Source organism: Leclercia sp. M50 (assembly GCF_037150775.1).
Classification (GTDB): domain Bacteria; phylum Pseudomonadota; class Gammaproteobacteria; order Enterobacterales; family Enterobacteriaceae; genus Enterobacter.
The window spans coordinates 34283-58640 of record NZ_JBBCPK010000016.1 but is presented as its reverse complement, the minus strand read 5'-3'; the positions used below and the strand labels follow the sequence as shown (position 1 = coordinate 58640).

23 protein-coding genes are annotated in these 24358 nt (G+C 55.5%); 10 read left to right on the top strand and 13 right to left on the bottom strand.

Annotated features, from left to right (window positions below; genetic code table 11):
* A partial coding sequence (locus WFM46_RS06190; RefSeq protein WP_336997256.1) for a hypothetical protein occupies positions 1-99 on the top strand: 99 nt, incomplete at its 5' end.
* On the opposite strand, the gene WFM46_RS06185 is transcribed toward WFM46_RS06190, so the two are convergent.
* From WFM46_RS06185 to WFM46_RS06170, 4 genes are all read right to left on the bottom strand, one after another.
* Entirely contained in the window at positions 60-536 is a 477-nt protein-coding gene (locus tag WFM46_RS06185) for a GNAT family N-acetyltransferase (protein ID WP_336997255.1), read from the bottom strand. The genes WFM46_RS06190 and WFM46_RS06185 overlap by 40 nt on opposite strands.
* Positions 533-1306: a GntR family transcriptional regulator gene (locus WFM46_RS06180; protein WP_103180974.1), complete on the bottom strand. Its 774-nt coding sequence runs from the start codon at positions 1304-1306 to the stop codon at positions 533-535. The genes WFM46_RS06185 and WFM46_RS06180 overlap by 4 nt, the downstream gene beginning before the upstream one ends.
* A 90-nt stretch (positions 1307-1396) precedes the next feature.
* A complete protein-coding gene (locus WFM46_RS06175; protein ID WP_336997254.1) occupies positions 1397-2824 on the bottom strand; it encodes a glycoside hydrolase family 1 protein in 1428 nt (475 codons plus the stop codon).
* On the bottom strand, positions 2821-4158 hold the full coding sequence (locus WFM46_RS06170; RefSeq protein WP_103180976.1) for a PTS sugar transporter subunit IIC: 1338 nt from the start codon (positions 4156-4158) through the stop codon (positions 2821-2823). Before WFM46_RS06170 ends, WFM46_RS06175 begins: the two co-directional genes overlap by 4 nt.
* Positions 4159-4449: 291 nt before the next feature.
* Here WFM46_RS06170 and WFM46_RS06165 point away from each other — a divergent pair, with 291 nt between their 5' ends.
* Positions 4450-5487, top strand: a complete 1038-nt coding sequence (locus WFM46_RS06165) for a LacI family DNA-binding transcriptional regulator (RefSeq protein ID WP_180209068.1) — start codon at positions 4450-4452, stop codon at positions 5485-5487.
* Here the strand turns inward: WFM46_RS06165 and lysA are convergent.
* Positions 5457-6719: a diaminopimelate decarboxylase gene (gene lysA / locus WFM46_RS06160; protein ID WP_103176845.1), complete on the bottom strand. Its 1263-nt coding sequence runs from the start codon at positions 6717-6719 to the stop codon at positions 5457-5459. The genes WFM46_RS06165 and lysA overlap by 31 nt on opposite strands.
* Positions 6720-6838: 119 nt before the next feature.
* Between lysA and WFM46_RS06155 the strand changes: the two genes are divergently transcribed.
* The gene (locus WFM46_RS06155) at positions 6839-7777 is read left to right on the top strand and encodes a LysR family transcriptional regulator (protein WP_159339820.1); all 939 of its coding nucleotides are present in this window, start codon (positions 6839-6841) and stop codon (positions 7775-7777) included.
* On the opposite strand, the gene WFM46_RS06150 is transcribed toward WFM46_RS06155, so the two are convergent.
* Entirely contained in the window at positions 7764-8456 is a 693-nt protein-coding gene (locus WFM46_RS06150; RefSeq protein WP_103176847.1) for an aspartate/glutamate racemase, read from the bottom strand. The genes WFM46_RS06155 and WFM46_RS06150 overlap by 14 nt on opposite strands.
* A 137-nt stretch (positions 8457-8593) precedes the next feature.
* Between WFM46_RS06150 and WFM46_RS06145 the strand changes: the two genes are divergently transcribed.
* From WFM46_RS06145 to WFM46_RS06120, 6 genes are all read left to right on the top strand, one after another.
* A complete protein-coding gene (locus WFM46_RS06145) occupies positions 8594-8917 on the top strand; it encodes a cupin domain-containing protein (RefSeq protein WP_039029883.1) in 324 nt (107 codons plus the stop codon).
* A 547-nt stretch (positions 8918-9464) separates the two neighbouring features.
* Positions 9465-10355 (top strand): carbohydrate ABC transporter permease, encoded by an 891-nt coding sequence (locus WFM46_RS06140; protein ID WP_103176848.1) that lies wholly within the window; start codon positions 9465-9467, stop codon positions 10353-10355.
* A complete protein-coding gene (locus WFM46_RS06135) occupies positions 10348-11250 on the top strand; it encodes a carbohydrate ABC transporter permease (RefSeq protein WP_103176849.1) in 903 nt (300 codons plus the stop codon). The genes WFM46_RS06140 and WFM46_RS06135 overlap by 8 nt, the downstream gene beginning before the upstream one ends.
* Before the next feature lie 12 nt (positions 11251-11262).
* Positions 11263-12390 carry an ABC transporter ATP-binding protein gene (locus WFM46_RS06130; RefSeq protein WP_103176850.1) on the top strand — a complete coding sequence of 376 codons (1128 nt, stop codon included), beginning with the start codon at positions 11263-11265 and terminating at the stop codon, positions 12388-12390.
* 13 nt (positions 12391-12403) lie between these two features.
* Complete coding sequence (locus tag WFM46_RS06125) at positions 12404-13693, top strand: ABC transporter substrate-binding protein (protein WP_336997253.1); 1290 nt, start codon at positions 12404-12406, stop codon at positions 13691-13693.
* Positions 13694-13759: 66 nt separating this feature from the next.
* A complete protein-coding gene (locus tag WFM46_RS06120; protein ID WP_336997252.1) occupies positions 13760-14887 on the top strand; it encodes an oligogalacturonate lyase family protein in 1128 nt (375 codons plus the stop codon).
* Between the two features lie 411 nt (positions 14888-15298).
* Here the strand turns inward: WFM46_RS06120 and araE are convergent, their stop codons facing one another.
* The 3 genes from araE to kduI form a co-directional block, all read right to left on the bottom strand.
* Positions 15299-16732 carry an arabinose-proton symporter AraE gene (gene araE, locus WFM46_RS06115; protein WP_255410821.1) on the bottom strand — a complete coding sequence of 478 codons (1434 nt, stop codon included), beginning with the start codon at positions 16730-16732 and terminating at the stop codon, positions 15299-15301.
* Positions 16733-17027: 295 nt separating this feature from the next.
* Positions 17028-17789, bottom strand: coding sequence for a 2-dehydro-3-deoxy-D-gluconate 5-dehydrogenase KduD (kduD, locus tag WFM46_RS06110; protein ID WP_103176854.1), 762 nt, complete (start codon positions 17787-17789; stop codon positions 17028-17030).
* 62 nt (positions 17790-17851) lie between these two features.
* Positions 17852-18688, bottom strand: coding sequence for a 5-dehydro-4-deoxy-D-glucuronate isomerase (gene kduI / locus WFM46_RS06105; protein WP_114385818.1), 837 nt, complete (start codon positions 18686-18688; stop codon positions 17852-17854).
* Positions 18689-19142: 454 nt separating this feature from the next.
* Here kduI and WFM46_RS06100 point away from each other — a divergent pair, with 454 nt between their 5' ends.
* Complete coding sequence (locus tag WFM46_RS06100; protein ID WP_336997251.1) at positions 19143-20318, top strand: oligogalacturonate lyase family protein; 1176 nt, start codon at positions 19143-19145, stop codon at positions 20316-20318.
* 154 nt (positions 20319-20472) lie between these two features.
* Here the strand turns inward: WFM46_RS06100 and WFM46_RS06095 are convergent, their stop codons facing one another.
* From WFM46_RS06095 to WFM46_RS06080, 4 genes are all read right to left on the bottom strand, one after another.
* The gene (locus WFM46_RS06095) at positions 20473-21156 is read right to left on the bottom strand and encodes a porin (protein ID WP_103176857.1); all 684 of its coding nucleotides are present in this window, start codon (positions 21154-21156) and stop codon (positions 20473-20475) included.
* Between the two features lie 329 nt (positions 21157-21485).
* Positions 21486-22664: an acetyl-CoA C-acetyltransferase gene (locus WFM46_RS06090; protein ID WP_103176858.1), complete on the bottom strand. Its 1179-nt coding sequence runs from the start codon at positions 22662-22664 to the stop codon at positions 21486-21488.
* Between the two features lie 171 nt (positions 22665-22835).
* Positions 22836-23348, bottom strand: a complete 513-nt coding sequence (locus WFM46_RS06085; protein WP_336997250.1) for a cupin domain-containing protein — start codon at positions 23346-23348, stop codon at positions 22836-22838.
* A 74-nt stretch (positions 23349-23422) separates the two neighbouring features.
* Positions 23423-24298, bottom strand: coding sequence for a LysR family transcriptional regulator (locus WFM46_RS06080; protein WP_103176860.1), 876 nt, complete (start codon positions 24296-24298; stop codon positions 23423-23425).
* Positions 24299-24358 lie beyond the last annotated feature (60 nt).

Below are 24358 nucleotides of genomic sequence, written 5' to 3'. Positions count from 1 at the left end.
GCGGATAAACGCCAGCCGCCGGAGATCACCCACCTGTTTAGCCCGACGCTGGTGCGCCGTCACTCCGTTGTGCCGCCGGCAGAGTCCGCCAGCGAGTAGCGGTAGAGGTGGACGGTTTTGTCCGGGTATTCCAGTCCGTCGCCGATATAGTGCCAGCCGTAGCGCTCATAAAAATCGCGGCAGGCAGACCAGAGATGCAGTTCGCTAAAGCCGCTCTCTGCGGCGTAGCGCTGAACATGCTGCTGTAATTTCCCCGCCAGTCCCTGTCCGCGCGCCGCGTCGTCCACATACAGCGCCGCCAGCCAGGGATGGAGATCCTGACGGGTAATCAGGTCGCAGCGCCATAACCCCACCGTGCCGAGCAGGCGTTTCCCTTCGGTAGCAATAAAGGTGAGCGGCAGCGCACCGGGGGTCTGGCTGTGGGTCACGACGCTTGTAAAAAACCTCCGAGGCACACCGTCGCCAAAGGCCTGCCACAGCCAGTCAATCACCTGCTCCGCATGTTGCGGAGCCGCGTACAGCGGTTGAATAATCACATCAGTTTCCCCTGGAAAAGGGAAACCGAATCAAACAGATAGCCGTCAAAGTCCGGGGCATCCTCGTCGGAGAGCTCCAGCAGGCTCTTTTTGACATTTTCCAGATGCTGAAACATGGCCTGCCAGGCGCCCATGACGTCGCGACGGCGCAGGGCGGCGAGGATGGTTTGTCTGTCGCCCAGCCACTTCAGGCGATACGCCCGGCTGGCGATATGGGCGTTGAACTGTTGCCAGAGCGGGCTACTGTCCATGTGATGCCAGATGCTTTCGACGGTGGCCAGCAGCATCTGATTCTGCGTTGCCCCCGCCAGCACCAGATGGAACATCTTGTTGTTGTCCTGGCTGTTATCGTTGGCGGCGATCGCCCGCTGCTCTTGCTCGATGATGCGGCGCAGGTTATCGATGTCCGCCCGGGTCGCCATCTTCGCAGCAAAGGCGGCAATGTTACTCTCAAGCAGCTGGCGCGCCTGCAAAATCTCGAACGGGCCGACGTCGCTGTGAAAGAAGCGCTCTTCCTCGTTCTCATGCTCTTCAGGAATGCGCATCACGTAGACGCCGGAACCCTGACGAATATCCACGGTGCCCTGTAGCTCCAGCATCAGCAGCGCCTCCCGCACGATGGTACGGCTGACGCCGTAGGTTTCCGCAATGTTGCGCTCCGGCGGCAGACGTGAGCCCACGGGATAGTGCCCCTGGACGATCTGGGCGCGTAAATCCTCGCCAATCTCCTGGTACTGCTTCTTTTCCGCCGGGACGACAGCCTTATCCACGTTATCACCTGTACTAAGAGTTAATGCGCGGGCCGGGCAGCTTCCCGGCCAGTTTGTGCCCTATGTTACCAGAAGCGTCGCACTCTTCGCCTACTTCCATTCATCATCAATGGTCAGGGTCAGCACGCGCTTATCGCGCAGTTGCCGGAACCAGCTGGCCGATTTTTTTGGGCGTCGGGCGCGGTTGTCCGCCAGATCGATCTCAATCAGGCCGTAGCGGTTTTTAAAGGCGTTCATCGGCGAGACGTTATCGGTGAAGGCCCACAGCATGTAGCCGTGGCAGTTGGCTCCCTCCTCCCGCGCCAGCAGCGTGTAATAAAGGTGCTCGCTGATGAAGTTGATGCGGTAGCTGTCCTCGATGATGCCATCGCGGTTACGGTACTGGCCTTCGTTTTCCACCCCCATCCCGCTTTCGGCCACGAACCAGTCGATATTGCGGTAGTCGTTTTTGATGCGCATCGCCATGTCGTAGATGATGCGCGGGGCGATCTCCCAGCCGCGGGAGGGGTTCATCCTTCGCCCCGGCAGGTCAAACGGCTCGTAGTAGTATGCCGGATGGAACGGTGTCTCGGGATGCCAGGCCCGGGACGGCGCCTTCACCCGGTGCGGGTAATAGAGATTGATCCCCAGCTCATCGACGGTGTTCTCCGCAATAAGAGCCAGTTCGTCGTCGTTGTACTCCCACCGCACCTGGTGTTTTTCCAGCAGGGTGAAGAGTTCCTGGGGATAACGCCCATGCACCAGCGGATCGAGGAACACCCGGTTGTAAAACAGATCGTAGATCTCCGCGGCCTTGATGTCGTGGGCGGCCCGGGAGCGGGGATAAGTCACTTCCGGATTGAGGATACAGCCTACGCTGCCGCTGTAGCCTTTTTCGCGGAACAGCTTCACCACCTTCGCCGTCGCCAGCACTTTGTGGTGGTTCCACTGCATCCAGGTATGGGTGTTCTGCTCATAGGGCCAGCGTAGGGCGTCGAGGTATACCCGGGTCTGCACCACTATCGGCTCGTTGAAGGTAAACCAGCGCTTCACCACGTGGTGATAGCGGGCAAAGACCTTTTCAGCATAGCGGGTGAACAGCTCGACCACATGCTTCGACGCCCAACCGCCGTAGGTTTCCAGCAGCGTACCCGGCAGCTCGTAGTGTTCAAGGCAGATCATCGGCTCAATGCCCTGACGATGCATCTCGGCAAACAGGGCGTCGTAATACGCAGCGTACTCCTCGTCCACCGTGGCGTTTTCGTAGTCGGTAAGAAAACGCGACCAGTTGATGGAGGTGCGGTAGTGGGTCAGCCCGGCCTGCTTCATCAGCGCCACATCTTCACGGAAGCGGTTGATAAAGTCAGTCGCGACCGCTGGGCCGTAGCCGTTGTGCCACACCTGACGATCGTTTTTGTACCAGAGATCGATCCAGGAATCCTGCCCGGCTTTTTTGCCGCTCCAGCCCTCGGTTTGCCAGGCGGAGGCCGCGGCCCCAAGGATAAACCCCTCGGGGATAGTCATCTGTTTAATGCTCATGCGTTATTCGTCGCCTCCTGGTTCGCGGCCTGTTGCGCGGCCTGCTCTGCCCGGCGGGAGGCGATCTTCACAAACGGCAGATAGATCAGCACGGCGGTGATAATACAGACCAGCTGGGTTACGACCGCGCCCATCGACCCGGCGGTAGAGAGCCAGGCGTTGATCAGCGGCGGCGTGGTCCAGGGCACCATCACCACCGCTTTGCCGGCAAAGCCAGTAACGGTGGCAAAGTAGCCGATAGTGCCGGTCACCAGCGGGGTGATGATGAACGGGATCGCCAGAATCGGGTTGAGCATGATTGGCATACCGAAGATCACCGGCTCGTTGATGTTAAAGATCCCCGGGCCGATGGAGAGCTTGGCGATCTCCTTCATCTCTTTGCGTTTGGTGCCGATCATCACCGCGATGAGCAGGCCGATGGTCAGACCCGAGCCGCCGATACTCATATAGACATCCCAGAACGGCATGGTGATGATGTTCGGGATCTCTTTGCCCTGCTCAAAGGCGCTCATGTTGACGGTGATCGCTCCCAGCAGCAGCGGCTCACGGATCGGCTTGATCATCTGGTTGCCGTGGATCCCTATCACCCAGAAGAGCTGGGCCACAAACATCAGCAGCAGGATCCCCGGCAGGCTTTGCACCACTCGCTCAAGCGGCTGCTGCACCACCTGGTATACCGCATCGTAGAGGTACATGCCGGTGAGCTGATGGAAGACAAAGCCGAAGGTGGCGATGGTGGTAGTGGTGATGATCGCCGGGATCAGGGCCGAGAACGAGGCCGAGACGTTTGGCGGCACGGTGTCCGGCATCCTGATTTTCAATCCCGGACGCCCCTCCAGCCAGCAGTAGATCTCCACCGACAGGATGGCGATAAACATGCCGAGGAAGAGGCTACGGGTATCCGAGAACTGGCGCAGGAGCACATCTTTTACCATGTGCATTTCGCCATCGACCATCATCTCAACGGTAGTCGGAGTGACGCAGATAAAGCAGATCACCGCCAGCAGTCCCGGGAACAACGACTTAATACCGTTGATGCGCCCCAGCTCAATGCCGATCAGGAACACGGCCCCGATATTGAGGAAGTTGAGCGTGGCGTAGTTCAGGGCGCTGGTGATCGGTTTCAGCGTGGCGAGAAACGAAAGCGACTGAAAGCTGGCTAAGCCGTTTTTCGGATCCAGCACCATGTTGGATATCAGCACCGAAAATGCGCCAACAATGATGACCGGCATCAGGGTGATGAAGGCGGACTTTATCGCCATGATATAGCGATAACTGTTGAACTTCGTGGCGAAACTGCCCAGAGAGTTGATCAGTTTTTCCTGTAATGCCATGGGGTAATACCTCAGTAAAAGGGCCTTTATTGGGATTTAGGTGTTCAGCCGGCTTCTATTGGCATACCAAAAATAGCTTCTGGTGAAGATTTGTTCTGTGATTAAGCTCCCAACGCCGCCAGAGGTATCCCGGAGTATGAATTATCACCACTTTGGTATGCCACTTGTCGTTACTCCCTCATCTGTTGCCAGAAAGCGTGATCGTGGTGGGGGTTTCACCCTCCCGCCCGGCTTATGCCCCTGAACGTCTGTGATAAACTTCCGTGCATAACGTGGAAGCAGGAATAACGAATGGCAACAATGCTGGATGTCTCACTGCGTGCGGGCGTGTCGAAAGCCACCGTGTCGCGCGTACTGAACGGCACAGGTCAGGTAAAAGAGAGCACCCGTCAGCAGGTTTTTAACGCGATGGAAGAGCTGGGCTATCGCCCCAATTTCCTGGCGCGATCGCTGGCGAACCGGACCAGCAACAGCATTGGTCTGGTGGTCTCAACCTTTGACGGTTTTTACTTTGGTCGTCTGCTGCAACAGGCCTCAAGACAGACCGAAACGCACGGGAAGCAGCTGATTGTCACCGACGGTCACGACACCCCGGAGCGGGAAGAGGAAGCGGTGCAGATGCTGGCCGATCGCCAGTGCGATGCCATCGTGCTCTACACCCGCTACATGAGCGAAAAAGCGATCATGAAGCTCATCAACAGCGTGCAGATGCCGCTTATTGTGATCAACCGTGACGTCAGCCAGGCGCGGGAGCGCTGCGTTTTCTTCGAGCAGCAGGAGGCGGCCTTCAACGCGGTGGAGTACCTGATAAGCCAGGGGCACCGGGAGATCGCCTGCATAACCGTGCCGATCCACACCCCTACCGGCAAGGCGCGGCTGACGGGCTATCGCAAGGCGCTGGAGAAGCACGGTATTCCCTGGGATGAGAGCCGGGTGAAGTATGGCGATTCGGGGATGACGCGCGGATACGAGCTGTGTCAGGAGCTGCTGAATGAGAAGGTGGTGTTCAGCGCCCTGTTTGCCTGTAACGACGATATGGCGCTGGGCTCGTCGAAGGCGCTGCACCAGGCCGGGCTGCGCATTCCAGAGGATGTGTCGTTGTTCGGCTTCGATGACGCACCGTGTGCGAAGTGGCTGGAGCCGGGGCTTTCTACCGTCTACCTGCCCATCGACAACATGATCACTACCGCTATCGATCAGGCCATCCGGCTGGTAAAAAACGAGCCGATCGAAGCGATCCCGCCCTTCACCGGCACGCTGGTGTTACGCGATTCGGTGGCGACGGGACCCTGGTGCGATCAGAACAGTTCGAGGGCGAGCAGTTCCTGAATGGTCTGGCGACGGCGGATCAGGCGCGCCGCGCCCTTATCGAACAGCACTTCCGGCAGCAGCGGGCGGCTGTTGTAGTTAGACGACATAGACGCGCCGTATGCGCCGGTATCGTGCAGCACCAGATAATCCCCCGGCACGACCGGCGGCAGCGCGCGGGTTTCCACTTTTCCGCCCTCCAGCTGGGTAAACACATCTCCGGATTCGCACAGCGGCCCGGCCACCACCGTCTCCACGAGATTGGCCTGAGATAAGTCGCGGCCATCGGCAGCCAGCGCCGAAATGTGATGATAGCTGCCGTACATGGCCGGGCGCATCAGATCGTTGAAGCCTGCGTCAATCAGTACGAAATGACGGCTACCCATCGCCTTCACGCTGCGCACCTGCGACACCAGAACGCCCGACTCGGCGACAAGGAAACGCCCCGGCTCGATCTCAAGTTTTACCGCGTGGCCCAGATGCGCGGCGATTTTATCCCGCGCGCCATTCCAGAGGCCGTAGTAATGATCGGTATCGATCGCCTCTTCCCCTTCACGATAGGGGATCGACAGCCCGCCGCCCGCAGAGATCGCCTCCAGATCCTGACCAAACTCAATCACCTGGCGCACCATGGCGCCGCACACCTGCTCGAGATGGCCGTAGTCCACGCCGGAGCCGATATGCATATGAATGCCCACCAGCTTCAGGTTATAGCGTTGCAGTACGGTCAGTGCCGCAGGGAGATCGCTGTACCAGATACCATGTTTGCTGTTTTCGCCGCCGGTGTTGGTCTTCTGGCTGTGGCCGTGACCAAAGCCCGGGTTAACCCGCAGCCAGACGCGGTGGCCCGGCGACACCTGACCGAGCTGCTCCAGCATGTCCACGGAACCGGCATTGACCGGGATCTGTAGCTCATGCACCCGGGCAAGCGTCGCGCTGTCGATCAGGTCAGCGGTAAAGACAATCGCATCGCTGTCGATCTTCGGATCGTATCCCGCCGCCAGCGCACGCTCGATTTCACCCAGCGACACGGAGTCGACCTTGACGCCCTGCTCGCGCATCAGGCGCAGAATATGGATGTTGGAGCAGGCTTTCTGGGCAAAGCGCACCACGTCGAACTGATGCAGGGCGGCAATTTTGTCGCGAATGATCTGCGCGTCGTAGACCCAGACAGGGCAGCCAAACTCGGCGGGCAGGCGCAGCAAATTGTCGGCATTGAGATCGGTATCGGTGTTGTTCAGCGGGCGTGGCATGGTGCTCTCCGGGAATACGTTTTTTATGATTACGCCACAGCGCGAAGAGAATAAAAAATATCGTTTTATCGCCACTCTATGCAAAAATGATATGGATTATGTTCAACCAGGTTGCTGCCATGCCCGCTGTGAATTTACGCCATATTGAGATTTTCCACGCGGTGATGACCGCCGGGAACCTGACCGAAGCCGCGCGTCTGCTGCACACCTCGCAGCCGACGGTGAGCCGCGAGCTGGCGCGCTTTGAGAAGGTGATCGGCCTGACGCTGTTCGAGCGCACCCGCGGGCGGCTACACCCTACGGTGCAGGGGCTGCGGCTCTTCGAAGAGGTGCAGCGATCCTGGTACGGGCTGGACCGCATCGTCAGCGCCGCCGACAGCCTGCGCGAGTTTCGCCAGGGCGAGCTCTCCGTCGTCTGCCTGCCGGTCTTCTCCCAGTCATTTTTACCCGCCCTGCTACAGCCGTTTCTTGCCCGCTACCCGGACGTGAACCTGACCATCGTGCCCCAGGAGTCGCCCCTGCTGGAGGAGTGGCTGTCGGCCCAGCGCCACGATCTTGGTCTGACCGAAACCCTCGCCACCCCAGCGGGCACCGCGCGTCACGAGCTGCTGTCATTAGATGAGGTATGCGTCCTGCCCGCCAGCCATCCCCTTGGTGCAAAAGCGGTGCTGACGCCGGGTGATTTTCAGGGGCAGAACTACATCAGCCTGTCGCGCACCGACAGTTACCGGCAGCTGTTGGACCAGCTTTTTGCCGAGCATCAGGTGAAGCGACGCATGGTGGTGGAGACGCACAGCGCGGCCTCCATCTGTGCAATGGTGCGCGCGGGGGTGGGGATTTCGGTGGTCAATCCGCTGACGGCGCTGGATTATGCCGACAGCGGGATTGTTATTCGCCGCTTCAGTCTCTCGGTGCCGTTTACGGTGAGCCTGATCCGCCCGCTGCACCGCCCGGCCTCGGCGCTGGTGGACGCTTTCAGCGCGCATCTGCAACAGGGGCTGGCGGCGATCACCGACCCGCTGGAAGAGCTTTTAGCCTCGCCCGTTACGAAAGGATAAATTCCACCGCATCGGCGGCGTGGATCGCGGCGGTATCAAACACCGGGATCGGGCTTTCATCCGCCGGGATCAGCAGGCCAATCTCGGTGCAGCCAAAGATCACCCCCTGCGCCCCGCGATCGGCGAGCTTGCGGATCACGCTGAGATAGTACTGGCGTGACGTCTCGCTAAAGGTGCCGAGACACAGCTCTTCAAAGATGATCTGATTGATCCGGGCCCGGTCCGCCTCGTCCGGGATCAGGCTCTCGATGCCGTACTGCGCCGTCAGCCGCCCGCGGTAAAAATCCTGCTCCATGGTATAGCGCGTACCCAGCAGCGCCACGCGGTTCATGCCCGCCGCGGTAATCGCCCGGCCCGTGGCATCGGCGATATGCAGGAACGGCAGGGAACAGCGGGTTTCAATCTGCTCAGCGACTTTGTGCATGGTGTTGGTGCAGAGCAAAATGGCCTGCGCCCCGGCACCCTGCAAGCCCAGTGCTGCCTCTGCCAGGATCTCTCCCGCCTTTTCCCAGTCGCCGCTGGACTGGCAGGCTTCGATTTCATGAAAATCAACGCTGTGCAGCAGCAGGCTGGCCGAGTGTAATCCCCCCAGGCGCTGTTTTACCCCTTCGTTGATCAGACGATAATAGGGAATGGTAGACTCCCAGCTCATTCCTCCTAACAGGCCAATCGTTTTCATCTTGCTCTCCTTTCCGGTTTCAACCAGTGAAGCAAACTTGTGATCGAGTTTCCAGTTCTCTGGTTCAACATTTCCTTTTAGCTGGCTCTGGGATAAATTAAATGAAACGATGTTTCACTATATAACAGGACATGAGCATGTTTATTTTCCACAAAGAGACACAGCTTGAAGATCTGGGTAATGGCGTGACGCGCCGTATTCTGGCGCACGACGGCAAAATGATGGCGGTAGAGGTCAATTTTGAGCAAGGCGCCGTTGGCCCAATGCATAATCATCCCCATGAGCAGCTGACCTATGTTTTATCCGGTGAGTTCGAATTTACCATCGGCGAAGAAAAGCATGTGGTGACCGCCGGGGATACCCTTTATAAACAGCCGCATATTATGCACGGCTGCGTTTGCCTGAAACCGGGTACGCTGCTGGATACCTTCACGCCGGTTCGTGAAGACTTCCTCAAATAAAGTAATAAGGCGATGCGCGGGCATCGCCTTTTTTTGCTTAAGTGCAATTCGCTTTATTTTCGCGAAAAATCATTCAACAAGTTAATTATATCCTCGCTACCTTCAGGCCTGCGTTACATTTTTGCTACAAATATTAGTAGTTTGTATCTGCCATCAATAATTCCCAGAATAGCTGAGTAAAGTCTTCCGTTTAGCCGATCCTCTACCCTCATTTTTTCGCGCCTACCGATAAAAATGCCACCCATCTCACCTTATTGAAACGCTGTTTCGACCTTGATCACATTTCCACTATTTATCGAATGACGTGGATTTAAATCACAATAAAATAAATTAAAACGACGTTTTACAAATTGAAAACGGTGGTTCATAAGTTTTAAAAAATTGCTTAGCGGGCAGGACAGGCCCGGCATTACCGGCACTCACAAACAGGTAAAAGGAGATACCGCCGTGAAATTTCGCACCAGACGCATTCCGCTGTTCGCTTGCTGTTAAGCGGGCAGAGCCGGGCAGATTCCGTTTTAAACCATTAATTACCAGGTAGGTATGTATGAATGAAAACAAGATGCTGGGGCTAGCCTGGATATCACCCTACATAATTGGGTTGATACTCTTCACCGCCTTCCCCTTTGTCTCATCTTTCTTCCTCAGTTTTACTGAGTACGATTTGATGAGCCCGCCCGTATTTAACGGCGTAGAAAACTATCGCTACATGTTTACGGAAGATACCCTCTTCTGGAAATCCATGGGCGTAACCTTTGCCTACGTATTTTTGACTATCCCGTTAAAACTGGCCTTTGCGCTAGGTATTGCGTTTGTTCTGAACTTTAAACTGCGCGGCATCGGCTTCTTCCGTACCGCTTATTATATTCCGTCTATTCTCGGCAGCTCCGTTGCGATTGCCGTTCTGTGGCGTGCCCTGTTCGCGATTGATGGCCTGCTGAACAGCTTCATTGGCGTATTTGGTTTTGACCCGGTGAACTGGCTGGGCGAACCCTCACTGGCGCTGATGTCCGTGACCCTGCTGCGCGTCTGGCAGTTCGGCTCTGCCATGGTGATCTTCCTGGCTGCCCTGCAGAACGTGCCGCAGTCGCAGTACGAAGCGGCGATGATTGACGGTGCCTCCAAATGGCAGATGTTCATGAAAGTGACCGTGCCGCTGATCACGCCGGTTATCTTCTTCAACTTCATTATGCAGACCACCCAGGCGTTCCAGGAATTTACCGGTCCGTATGTTATTACCGGCGGTGGACCAACCTACTCCACCTACCTGTTCTCACTCTACATCTACGATACCGCATTCAAGTACTTTGACATGGGTTACGGCGCTGCACTGGCCTGGATCCTCTTCCTGGTGGTCGCTGTCTTTGCCGCTATCGCCTTTAAGTCTTCGAAATACTGGGTCTTCTACTCCGCCGATAAGGGAGGCAAAAATGGCTGATATTCAACAACTCTCCACGGCGAGAAGTATCGCAGAGCGTGAAGTGGCGCGTACCCAGCGTCGTGAAAAAATTAGCGCCACCATTCGCTATGTGATCCTGCTGTTTGTTGGCCTGCTGATGCTCTATCCGCTGGTGTGGATGTTCTCGGCGTCGTTCAAACCGAACCACGAGATCTTCACCACCCTCAGCCTGTGGCCCGCACACGCCACCTGGGACGGCTTTGTAAACGGCTGGAAAACCGGTACCGAGTACAACTTCGGCCATTACATGCTGAACACCTTTAAGTATGTGATCCCGAAAGTGATCCTGACCATTATCTCCTCCACCATCGTGGCGTACGGCTTTGCCCGCTTCGAGATCCCGTGGAAGAAGTTCTGGTTCGCGACGCTGATTACCACCATGTTGCTGCCAAGCACCGTACTGCTGATCCCGCAGTACCTGATGTTCCGTGAAATGGGCATGCTGAACAGCTATATGCCGCTCTACCTGCCGCTGGCCTTCGCCACGCAAGGGTTCTTCGTCTTCATGCTGATCCAGTTCCTGCGCGGCGTACCGCGTGACATGGAAGAGGCCGCGCAGATTGACGGCTGTAACTCCATTCAGGTGCTCTGGTACGTGGTGGTGCCAATCCTGAAGCCGGCCATTATCTCCGTGGCACTGTTCCAGTTCATGTGGTCAATGAACGACTTTATCGGGCCGCTGATTTATGTCTACAGCGTGGATAAATACCCGATTGCACTGGCTCTGAAAATGTCCATCGACGTCACCGAAGGGGCGCCGTGGAACGAAATTCTGGCAATGGCGAGCATCTCCATTCTGCCATCCATCATTGTCTTCTTCCTGGCACAGCGCTACTTCGTACAGGGCGTAACCAGCAGCGGAATTAAAGGTTAAGAGGGAAATATCATGGCTGAAGTGATTTTCAACAAACTGGAAAAGGTCTACTCCAACGGCTTCAAAGCGGTACATGCTATCGACCTTTCAATCGCTGAAGGTGAGTTCATGGTCATCGTCGGCCCTTCCGGCTGCGCGAAGTCCACTACCCTGCGTATGCTGGCCGGTCTGGAGACCATCAGCGGCGGTGAAGTGCGTATCGGCGATAAAATCGTTAACAACCTCGCGCCAAAAGAGCGCGGGATTGCGATGGTGTTCCAGAACTATGCGCTCTACCCACACATGACCGTGCGGGAAAACCTCGCCTTCGGCCTGAAGCTGAGCAAGCTGCCTAAAGCGCAGATTGAGGCCCAGGTGAACGAAGCGGCAAAAATCCTTGAGCTGGAAGAGCTGCTCGACCGCCTGCCGCGTCAGCTTTCGGGCGGTCAGGCGCAGCGTGTGGCCGTCGGCCGTGCGATTGTGAAAAAGCCAGACGTGTTCCTGTTCGACGAACCGCTCTCCAACCTCGACGCCAAACTGCGTGCCTCGATGCGTATCCGTATTTCGGATCTGCACAAGCAGCTGAAGGCCTCCGGCAAACCGGCGACCACCGTCTACGTGACGCACGACCAGACCGAAGCGATGACCATGGGCGACCGCATCTGCGTGATGAAGCTCGGCCACATCATGCAGGTAGATACCCCGGACAACCTGTATCACAAACCGAAAAACATGTTCGTCGCGGGCTTTATCGGCTCACCGGAGATGAACATCCGCGCCAGCAAGCTGGTGCAACAGGAGGGTCAACTGGCTCTGACCATCGGCAACCAGACCATGCCGTTAAGCCCTGAGCTAAAAGAGAAAGTGGCCGGTCACGCGGATAAGGAGATTTTCTACGGCATTCGCCCTGATTTTGTCTCTATCTCCGATGAGCCGTTCGCTGAAGGTTGCTGCACCGGTGAGATGGTCCGCGCCGAAAATATGGGCCATGAATTCTTTGTTTACCTGAAAGTTGGCGAGTACGAACTGACAGCCCGAATTCCTTCCGATGAAGCTAAACCCATGATCAACAAGGGCCTTCACCGTAAGGTTTACTTTAAGTTTGATATGAATAAGTGTCATATTTTTGACGCAAAAACTGAACAGAACATCTCTCTTTAATGGAGTTATAAAAATGAAAAAAGTGCTTTTAAGCGCCGTTATCTCCGCTACCTTTGGAATGAGTGCCCTACCCACTTTTGCTGCGGACAGCACCGATCTGCGTATGTCCTGGTGGGGCGGCAATGGCCGTCACCAGGTCACGCTGAAAGCCCTGGAAGAGTTCCACAAACAGCACCCGGACATTAACGTGAAGTCGGAATACACCGGCTGGGATGGTCACCTCTCGCGTCTGACCACGCAGATTGCGGGCGGCACCGAGCCGGACGTGATGCAGACTAACTGGAACTGGCTGCCGATCTTCTCTAAAACCGGCGACGGCTTCTACGACCTGAACAAAATGAAGGATGTGATCGATCTGTCCCAGTTCGATCCAAAAGAGCTGCAGACGACCACGGTCAACGGCAAGCTGAACGGTATTCCGATCTCCGTGACCGCGCGCGTCTTCTACTTCAACGATGAAACCTGGAAAAAAGCGGGCGTCGAATACCCGAAAACCTGGGATGAGCTGATGGCAGCGGGTAAAGCCTTCGAGAGCAAACTGGGTAAACAGTACTACCCGGTTATTCTCGAGCACCAGGATACCCTGGCGCTGCTGAACTCCTACATGATCCAGAAGTACAACATCCCGGCGGTGGACGAGAAGGCGAAAAAATTCTCCTACACCAAAGAGCAGTGGGTTGAGTTCTTCCAGACCTATAAAAAGCTGATCGACAGCCATGTCATGCCGGACACCAAGTACTATGCGTCGTTCGGTAAGAGCAATATGTATGAGATGAAGCCGTGGATCGAGGGTGAATGGGGCGGCACCTATATGTGGAACTCCACCATCAAAAAATATTCCGACAACCTGAAGCCACCAGCGAAGCTGGAGCTGGGCAGCTACCCAATGCTGCCGGGTGCAACCGATGCGGGTCTGTTCTTCAAGCCAGCACAGATGCTCTCTATCGGTAAATCGACCAAGAACCCGGAAGCGGCCGCGAAAGTGATCAACTTCCTGCTGAACAGCAAAGAAGGTGTTGAGACGCTGGGCCTGGAGCGTGGCGTACCGCTGAGCAAAGTGGCGGTGAAATACCTGACCGAAAATGGCGCTATCAAAGAGGACGATCCGGCGGTTGCGGGTCTGCGTCTGGCGCAGTCTCTGCCAGCGAAACTCTCTGTGTCGCCATACTTTGATGACCCGCAGATCGTGGCACAGTTCGGTACCTCGCTGCAGTACATCGACTATGGCCAGAAAACCGTTGAAGAGACAGCCGCTGACTTCCAGCGTCAGGCTGAACGTATCCTGAAACGCGCAATGCGCTAATTCCCATACGTTATCAATACCCTACCGTTATGCGGTGGGGTATTTTTTTATCTGAAGGAACATACTATGAAAGGAAAAATCATTCCCCTGCGTTTTCGACCTCGTCAGGACAGTGAAACCGGACACGAGGTGATCCGCCTGACGCCCCCGCACATCATCTGTCACCGTAACTACTTCTATCAAAAATGTTTTACCCGTGATGGCAGCAAGCTCATCTTTGGCGGCGCCTTTGAGGGCCACTGGAACTACTACCTGCTGGACATTGCGCAGCAGCAGGCGATCCAGCTTACCGAGGGTGCCGGAGATAACACCTTTGGCGGCTTCCTCTCCACGGACGATCGCTCGCTGTGGTATCTGAAAAACAGCCGCGAACTGCGGCGCGTCGACCTCGGGAGTCTGGAGGAGTATGTGGTCTATGAGGTCGATGACGACTGGGTGGCCTACGGTACCTGGGTGGCGAACTCGGACTGCACGAAGCTGGTAGGTATCGAGATTAAAAAAAGCGACTGGCAGCCGCTCACCGACTGGAGCAAATTCCGCGCGTTTTACTTTACCCACCCGGAATGCCGCCTGATCAATATCGACCTGCAAACCGGCGAACGCCGCGTGATTTTGCAGGAAAAGCGCTGGCTCGGACACCCGATCTACCGTCCTTTTGACGATAATACCGTGGCGTTTTGTCACGAAGGGCCTCGGGATGCGATCGACGCCCGCATGTGGCTGATTAACGAGGATGGCAGCAATCTGCGCAAGGTGCGCCAGCATGCTGAGGGGGAGAGTTTTACCCACGAGTTCTGGGTGCCGGACGGCTCCGCGCTCTATTACGTGGCGCACAAGGAGAACGATCCTCAGCGCTATCTGTTCAGCGCCGATCCCGCCACCCTGGAAAATCGCCAGCTGATGGCGATCCCGCCCTGCTCCCATCTGATGAGTAACCACGACGGGTCGCTGATCGTCGGCGACGGTGCGCCACACAACACCGGCAATATCAGCCTGAACGATCCCTTTATCTGGGTGTTCGATATTGCCAAAGGCACGCAAACCGCCATCTGCCAGCACAACACCAGCTGGAAAGTGCTCGACGGCGACCGCCAGGTGACCCATCCGCATCCGTCATTTTCACCGGATAATCAGTGGGTGCTCTATACCTCCGACGAAGAAGGGATGCCGGCGCTCTATCTCGCCCGGGTGTAAAAAAGCCGGGCGGCGGCTACGCCTTACCCGGCCTACAAATCACGGCATTTGACCCCGTAGGCCCGACAAGCGAAGCGCCGCCGGGCGTTGCCGCATCAGGCTTGCTGCAACAAAAAAGCCGGGTGGCGGCTGCGCCTTACCCGGCCTACGAATCACAGCATTTGACCCCGTAGGCCCGGCAAGCGAAGCGCCGCCGGGCATTGCCGCATCAGGCTCATTGCAACAAAAAAGCCGGGTGGCGGCTGCGCCTTACCCGGCCTACGAATCACAGCATTTGACCCCGTAGGCCCGGCAAGCGAAGCGCCTCCGGGCGTTGCCGTATCAGGCTTGCTGCAACAAAAAGCCGGGTGGCGGCTACGCCTTACCCGGCCTACAAAACCCCATGCCCGGCAAGCGCCGCCGGGCAATCTGCTATACCCCAATATTCCGTAACTTCTCCCCTGTCATCAGCTTGCGCTCAATGTGCTCCAGGGTGACGCCTTTCGTTTCCGGAACCAGCCAGAAGGTGATGCCAATAAATGCCACGTTCAGCACCGTATAAAGCCAGAAGGTTCCCGCCGCGCCGATCGCATCCAGCAGGGTCAGGAAGGTGGCGCCAATGATCATGTTCGACACCCAGTTAGTGGTGGTGGAACAGGTGATCCCAAAGTCGCGGCATTTCAGGGGCTGAATTTCTGAGCAGAGGATCCACACCACCGGCGCGGCACTCATCGCGTAACCGGCGATGCACATCATCGTCATACCCACGGACAACCAGGATAAGCCGCTGGACGCCGTACCGTTATCAAACTGCATCAGACAATAGCCCAGAATCAGCGTCCCCAGCGCCATCACGCTGAAACCAATTTTAAGGGCAGGCTTACGGCCCGCTTTATCGACGGTAAATACTGCAATAAAGGTGGCAAACATAAAGGTCAGCCCCACCACCAGCGTGGCGATCATCTGCTGCTCGGTGGTGGTGAATCCGGCCATTTTAAAAATACGTGGCGCGTAATACATGATGATGTTCATGCCGGTAAACTGCTGCATCGCCTGCAGCAGCATGCCGAGAAATACCGCACGGCGCACGTTGCGGTTGACTTTGAACAACGACCAGCCCCCCTGTTTAAGCTTGAGGCTTTCGCGGATCTCGTTCAGCTCTTCACGCGCTTTCTCAGAGGTATCGCGCAGCATCCGCAGCACTTCTTCCGCCTCGACGTGTCGCCCTTTTTGCGCCAGCCACCGTGGACTGTTGGGCAAAAAAATCACCAGCACAATCAGCAATATTGCCGGTAATGCCAGTACACCCAGCATGGCGCGCCAGTTGCCGCTGTAGCTGAAATACGTATCAGAAAGAAAGGCCAGCACAATTCCGAGGGTCACCATCAGCTGGTACATGCTGATCATTTTGCCGCGCACGTCCTCGCTCGCCATCTCTGACAGATAAAGGGGGGCGGTATAGGAGGCAATACCCACGGCCACGCCCAGCAGCACGCGAGAAAGCAGTAACGCTTCAACGCCTGTGGCAAATGCGGAACCCAATGAGCCGACCACAAACAGAATGGCTCCCACCATCAGGCTATATTTTCGGCCCAGGCGGAATGAGAGCCAGCCATTGAACAAGGCTCCCACGGCTGCGCCCAGCATCATACTGCTCACCACCCACTCCTGCAGTCGATTGCTGAGCGTAAAGTGATCGGTGATAAAGGGTAACGCACCGGCAATGACGCCGATATCCAGCCCAAACAGTAAACCGGCTACCGCCGCGGACACAGAAACAAACAGGTTCATCCTTCGGGTATCACGAAGGGCGCGGGGCATAAAGGTAGAGTCATTTATAGATGTCATATTTTCCTGCCTGAACAGCTTAAGACGTTAATCGAAATTACGAGAAACCCTAAAAATGTGTCAGGTCGTATAACGTGAAAATATGGATTTTTCAGCTAGCAAGGTTCGAACTGTGATGGACATTACACTTTAAAACAAGCGTGAAAATTACTCAATTATTGTTAACTCACTGATTTATAGAAATTAAATGTGTGATCCATGCAATTTTCGTAAAATGCTTATGGATTTTTCTATTTTTGCAATATGGACAATGGCTTATCCAGGTCAAAAAAAACCTCCGCCCTGGGGCAGAGGTTTTTGACCTGAGCAGGTATTAACGCGCCAGCCAGCCGCCATCAACCGCTACGGTGTAGCCATTGATATAGTCAGATGCGCTGGAGGCCAGGAACACCACCGGCCCCATCAGATCGCTTGGCAGACCCCAACGACCCGCAGGGATACGCTCGAGGATAGCTGCGCTACGCTCTTCGTCAGCACGTAGCTGCTGGGTGTTGTTGGTGGCCATGTAGCCCGGCGCAATGGCGTTTACGTTGATGTTGTGCTGCGCCCATTCGTTCGCCAGCAGACGGGTTACGCCCATAACGCCGCTCTTGGAAGCGGTATAAGAAGGCACACGGATGCCGCCCTGGAAGGAGAGCATGGAGGCGATGTTAATGATTTTGCCGCCGTTGCCCTGCGCGATGAAGTGCTTCGCCGCCGCCTGAGACATGAAGAATACGCTCTTGATGTTCAGGTTCATGACGTCATCCCAGTCCTGCTCGCTGAAGTTGATCGCATCTTCACGACGGATCAGACCGGCGTTGTTCACCAGAATGTCGATTTTACCGAATTCCGCAACCGCACGGTCAAGCAGCTCAGGGATAGCGTCGATCTTACGCAGGTCAGCGGTCAGGCTCAGGAAACGACGGCCCAGCGCGGTTACACGCTCGATGGTCTCCTGCGGCTCAACGATGTTGATCCCCACGATGTCGCAGCCCGCTTCTGCCAGCCCCAACGCCATGCCCTGACCGAGGCCAGTGTCACAACCGGTCACAACCGCAACTTTACCTTGCAAAGAAAATGCATCCAGAATCATTTTTTATCCTTAGTCTTTCAGCGCCTGAACGAACAGGCAAGTTTATGCTTAACTGTCCGCGACTAGCGCAGATCCTTAACGGCAACGTGGTCCATATCATCGAAGACCTGGTTTTCACCTACCATGCCCCAGATGAAGGTATAGGCACGCGTGCCTACGCCGGAGTGAATAGACCAGCTTGGAGAGATGACCGCCTGCTCGTTATGCATCACGATATGGCGTGTCTCCTGCGGCTGACCCATCATATGGAATACACAGGCGTCTTCTTCCATATTGAAGTAGAAGTACACTTCCATGCGGCGCTCGTGGGTATGGCACGGCATGGTGTTCCACAGGTTGCCTGGCTCAAGCTCGGTCAGGCCCATGCTGAGCTGGCAGGTTTCCAGCACATCTGGAACGAAGTATTTGTTGATGGTGCGGCGGTTGCTAGTGAGGTTGTCACCCAGGGTGACCGGAGCAACGTCTGCCGGGGTCACTTTTTTGGTTGGGTAGGTAGTATGTGCCGGGGCGCAGTTGTAGTAGAACTTCGCCGGTTTGTTGCTATCGACGCTGGCAAATACCACTTCCTGTGCGCCTTTCCCGACGTACAGCGCATCGCGATGGCCGATCTCATAGCACTGACCGTCAACGGTAATGGTGCCCGGGCCGCCAATGTTGATCACGCCCAACTCGCGACGCTCCAGGAAGAAGCTGACGCCAAGCTGCTTGCCCACTTCCCCACCCACAGAAACCGTTTTGGCAACTGGCATAATGCCGCCAACGATGATGCGGTCAATGTGGCTGTACACCATGGTGTATTCATCTGCGACAAACACTTTCTCAACTAAAAACTCATCACGCAGACCCTGGGTATCCAGCGTTTTTGCATGCGCGCTGTGGATGCTTTGTCTGACTTCCACATTAACCTCCAGAATTTATCGGCCGCGACGGCCTGGATAATTAACAAAACGGTGTTCCGTTTTCATGATGAGCACATATTATCTGCTGTGAAATAGGTTTTCAATTACATTCAAAACGATGTTTCACTTTTTCTGTATGATAATCTCAAAACTGTAGTTCCGATCACGATTGTCAGGGAGTTGACAAGCTTTTCTTAGATTATTTTTTTAAATCCAGTCAGTTATTTTTTATATTAAACAAAAGGTTATAAAAAAATAAAAAATGGATGAGGTCATGAGAAAAAACTGAACAAAATTAATCATATTGATGAATCAGCACGCTTTTCCTTCAGAAGTGCGCCACCAGTCACACACAGTGAAACATTGTTTTGATATTTTAACACCCAGTTTTTAAACTCATATTTACCGATCGGACCGCAGGCGCGATCCTGCCGTCGAATTCAAGGAGCGCATCATGGCAAAAGGTATGCGGGTCAAACTGAACTATGAGGTCAGCCGCGATCCGGATACAGGCGTGGAAGTGACCCGCCTGACCCCCCCTGAAGTTACCTGTCACCGTAACTACTTCTATCAAAAGTGCTTTTTCAACGATGGCAGCCACCTGCTGTTTGCGGGTGAATTCGATGGCCACTGGAACTACTATCTGCTGGATCTGAAAAACGCCGAAGCGGTGCAGTTAACCGAAGGCGCAGGCGATAACACCTTTGGCGGCTTCCTCTCACCGGATGATAAATCCCTCTATTACGTTAAGAATGATCGCACCCTGCGGGAAGTCAATCTGACCACCCTAGAGGAGCGTGAAGTCTATCGCGTCAGCGACGACTGGGTCGGCTATGGCACCTGGGTGGCCAACAGCGACTGCACCAAACTGGTGGGCATCGAAATTGCGAAGAGCGACTGGACGCCGCTCAACGACTGGAAAATCTTCCACGACTTCTTCCATAAAGGCCCACACTGCCGCCTGCTGAGGGTCGATCTGCAGACCGGTGAAAGCAGCGTAATCCATGAAGAGAAGAACTGGCTGGGCCACCCGATTTACCGTCCGTTTGACGACAGTACCGTCGCGTTCTGTCATGAAGGCCCGCACGATCTGGTGGATGCCCGTATGTGGATGGTCAACGAAGACGGCAGCAACGTTCGCAAGGTGAAAGAGCACGCCCAAGGCGAAAGCTGCACCCATGAATTCTGGGTACCGAATGGCTCAGCGCTGGTCTATGTCTCTTACCTGAAAGGTGAGCAAGGCCGTACCGTGTATAGCTTCAATCCGGATACCGGTGAGAACCGCGCGGTCATGAAGATGCCTGCCTGTTCACACCTGATGAGTAACTTTGACGGCACGCTGCTGGTCGGTGATGGTTCCGGTACGCCGGTCGATGTGAAAGATACCAGCGGCTATACCATCGATAACGATCCGTATCTTTATGCATTCGACGTGGCGAAAGAGGCGTATTTCCGTATCGCGCGTCACGATACCTCCTGGGCAACCGTGGCAAACAGCCGTCAGGTCACTCACCCGCACCCCTCCTTTACCCCGGATGATAAAGCGGTGCTGTTTAGTTCCGATAAAGATGGCAAACCTGCTCTCTATATTGCGAAGCTTCCTGAGCAACCAGAAATGTTGCGAGAATAATGTTTGTGTTTGTGTTCCTGTAACTGGCCTTGCCCTCCTTTATGGAGGGCTTTTTTTTATCCGCTGAAAAGGCATAAACCGCAAAAATAATACATTACAGACGCAAAAAAACCGGCTCCTGAGAGCCGGTTTATCCCGGAGGTATTGCTTATTATTAGAATGAATAAGCTACGCCGACACGAAGACGGGTCTGACGCTCATCGGTGTCTTTCACACCAACGTTACCCACTTCGCCATACGGAGCCCAGTTCTTATCAATTTTGTACGCCAGCTTAACGTTATATTCCTGGGAGTAATCTTTATTGTTGTTACGAATATTCCCTTCTGTACTTTTCGCGTATACGTAGTTCAGCTCGGTACGCCAGTCGCCCATTACCCAACCAACCCAGGCGTCGCCACGGTTAACTTTATCGTCGTCTTTATTCGCGCTTGACGGATAACGGGTGTAGTCATAGCGATAACGGGCAGCCACATAGAAGCCATTATCGAAGCTATATTGCGCGTGCAGATAGGGTTTATAAATGGTGAAGCTGTCTTTACTTTCGAGCGTAAAGCCTGGTGTTAACGCAATGTTCTGGTTCGCTTTCCAGCGCCAGCTAATCTGATCTTCATGGCCGTTACCCACCACGTCCGCAAATGGCTGGTCAGCTTTATCGCCGCCAGATTTCCATTTTGCTTCTACAGAGAAACCAAAGCCATTTTCGAAACGGTGCGAAACCGAAACACGGTCGGCGTTCGAGCCGCTATCGATATATTCGTGACGCAGATCCACGGTGACAGCCTGAGCTGCGAAAGAAGCGCCAATAAGTGAAGCAAGGACCAGAGATTTCTTAAACATGGAAAAACCCTCGTTTAAAATGATGTTTCGTTTTTATGGAATTGCATTTTATTTTTTAATAAACGTAATTTTAGTGATCTCGATCGTAATTATCTGTTTCATTTTTTTTGGCAAACCCAGCCGTGAGCAATATCAACAAATGTTGACTTTTAAGGGGAATTTAAAGGATCGCGATCACACTAAATCGTTATTAGCGATTCAAGGAATAAGTTAACTATTTTGCGGATAATTGAGATTTTACTGACAGGAGGTAAAAATATGATGAAGCTCACAAACATATAAGCCTCCGGGATCGGAGGCTTATTTGGATTGATATATATCAACGCGAATTATCTTTCTATAGCCAACGCCACGCCCTGTCCGCCGCCGATACACAGCGTAGCCAGCCCTTTACGCGCATCGCGTTTTACCATCTCATGCACCAGTGAGACCAGGATACGGCAGCCCGATGCGCCAATGGGGTGACCCAGGGCGATCGCTCCACCGTTAACATTCACCCGGCGTTCGTCCCACTCCAGCATTTTGCCCACCGACAGCGCCTGGGCAGCAAAGGCTTCGTTCACTTCGATCAAATCCACATCCGCCAGCTGCCAGCCTGCCCGTTCAAGACAGCGGCGCGTGGCGTGAACCGGGGCGATCCCCATTAAGGCGGGATCAACACCCACGCTGGCAAAGGCTTTGATGCGCGCCAGTACCGGCAGATTCAGCGCTTCGGCTTTGCTCTCGCTCATCATCATCACTGCGGCGGCCCCGTCATTAATCGAGGAGGCATTCCCGGCGGTGACCGACCCGGTGAGCTCAAAGGCAGGGTTCAGCAGCGCCAGCCCCTCTGCGCTGGCATCGGTGCGCGGCTGTTCATCTGTATCCACCAGCAGGTTCTCCCCGCCCTGCTTCTGGGCGACAACCGGTACGATCTCGTCGCGAAAACGGCCCGCGTCGATGGCCGCCCGGGCCTTATGCTGGGAACTGAGGGCATAGGCGTCCTGCAGCTCACGGGAGATGCCATATTCACGCGCCAGGTTCTCTGCCGTGACCCCCATATGGTAATCGTTGAAGGCATCCCACAGCCCGTCATGCACCAGGCTGTCGATAAGCTGGCTGTTGCCCAGTTGCGCCCCGGTACGGCTGTCGGTGAGCACGTGCGGGGCACGGCTCATGTTCTCCTGGCCGCCCGCGATCACCACATCGGCTTCGCCGCACTGGATCGCCTGGGTCGCCAGATGCAGCGCCTTCAAACCGGAGCCGCACACGTCGTTGATGGTGATGGCAGAGACGGTATTGGGTAATCCTCCCTTCAGCGCCGCCTGGCGGGCAGGGTTTTGCCCGGCGCCTGCGGTCAGCACCTGACCGAGGATCACTTCGTCTATCTCGTGTCCCTCAATGCCGCTTCGCTCCACCAGCGCGCGAACCACCACGCTGCCTAACTCAACCGCCGAGTGGCGTGAGAGCGCTCCCTGGAAACAGCCGATTGCGGTACGCAATGCACCCACTATCACGACGTCTTTCATCTCTACCTCTGCGCAAAATGACACCGCTCATAGTAGAGGATTGTTATCAACTAATGATGTAATTGTTTAAAAAAAGTGAGTTTTATCACAAAGGATTCTGGAGGGCCGAGAGAAATGGTTGCTCAGCCGATACCGGGAAACTTAACCTGCGCGGGCGCAGGGCAAGGCGGGTCAAGATCTCCAGTACTGGGTTAAGGCGGGCGAGTTTCCATTGACCGGATCCCGCTCAGGAAAGGGCAACGCAACGATCCGCGCCAGCATGGCCGGCGTCGCCGCCTGCTTGCAGAGATCAACATCCGTCCCCGGCGGATAGGCACCCACCACCAGAAAATCGTCGGTTGCAGATATCCGGCAGTGCCCGGTTCCGGCAGGCAATAACAGTGCGTCTCCCGCTTCTGCTTCGATCTCTTCGCCCCCAGGTCCGCCAACGATGAGGCGTGCCGCCCCCCGGGCAATACCTAAGACTTCATGCCCATTAGAGTGGTAGTGGTGATAATCAAAAACCCCATCGCGCCACTGAGGCGGCCAACCGTTGTCGGCAAATCGTTGTTCAAACTGGCTTGCGCGATCGCCATCCGTTATCACCCCTTTATAGAGCAGCACCGGCAAATGGGGATTATTCGGCACCCACTCTCTGGCGGAGAGCATCAGCGTCCGGGGTGTGATTCTCGTTTTAGCGGTCATGGTCTCTTCTCAGTCAGTTATTACACTCCGCTAAGTGTAGTTCGTTTCAATGTCGCCACTGACGGGGGCAGAGATCACCGTGGATCCGCTTTTTGCTGTAAATAATGGCGCAGCCAGTTGCCTGCCGTTCCCGGCGGGGAGCGTTTATTCCAGACCAGATCGATCGCCACCGAGCGCGGCCAGCCCGGCACATTGAGCTGCACCAGCGCTTTCGCCGGCGCAAACTCCTCTACCAGCGCGCAAGGCAGCGCGCACCAGCCAAATCCCTGAACCGCCATGCTGAGCAACATCAGGTAGTTAGGTGCCGACCAGACCGGCCCCTGCGCCAGCACCGGTTCACGCTCCAGATAGGTATTCAGGCGCAGCTCCCGCCAGCTGTGCAGTTCATCGTGCTCCGTTCGCGCCTGCGCGGCCAGCGGATGGCTGGCTGACGTATAAATCGCCATATGGGTCTGCATGGGAAGGCGAACGGCGGCAATGTCGGTGGGATAGTTTTCCCGCGCCTCGGTGAGGCCAATCTGCGCCCGCCCTTTTTGCAGCAGATCGATGACATCTTCCTCTTCGCCAATCAGACACTCAAATTCGGTATGGGGAAAACGCTCATCAAAACGAAACAGCATCTCCTCCAGCACATCCGGATGCAGGGTATCGGAGAGGACAAAGGTGAGCCGTGCTTCGGTCTCTTCGCTAAGGGATACCGCCAGTTCATCCAGCCGCGCGCTGGCCGCCAGAATCGACTGCACATAGCCCAGCACCTGCTTGCCCTGGGCGGTAAGTACCGGCTGGCGGGCACTGCGGTCGAACAGGGCAAAACCCAGGTCATCCTCCAGATGGGCGATGGCGGTGCTGATGGTGGACTGGCTTTTCCGCAGGCGGCGGGCCGCAGCGGAAAAAGAGCCCGCAGCAACCGTCTCGACAAATGCTGTTAACGCTTCGGGTGAGTAGCGCATGATGTATCTACTTTATCGATGGAATCTCACTTTTATATATCACTTTTAGCGATAAAAATA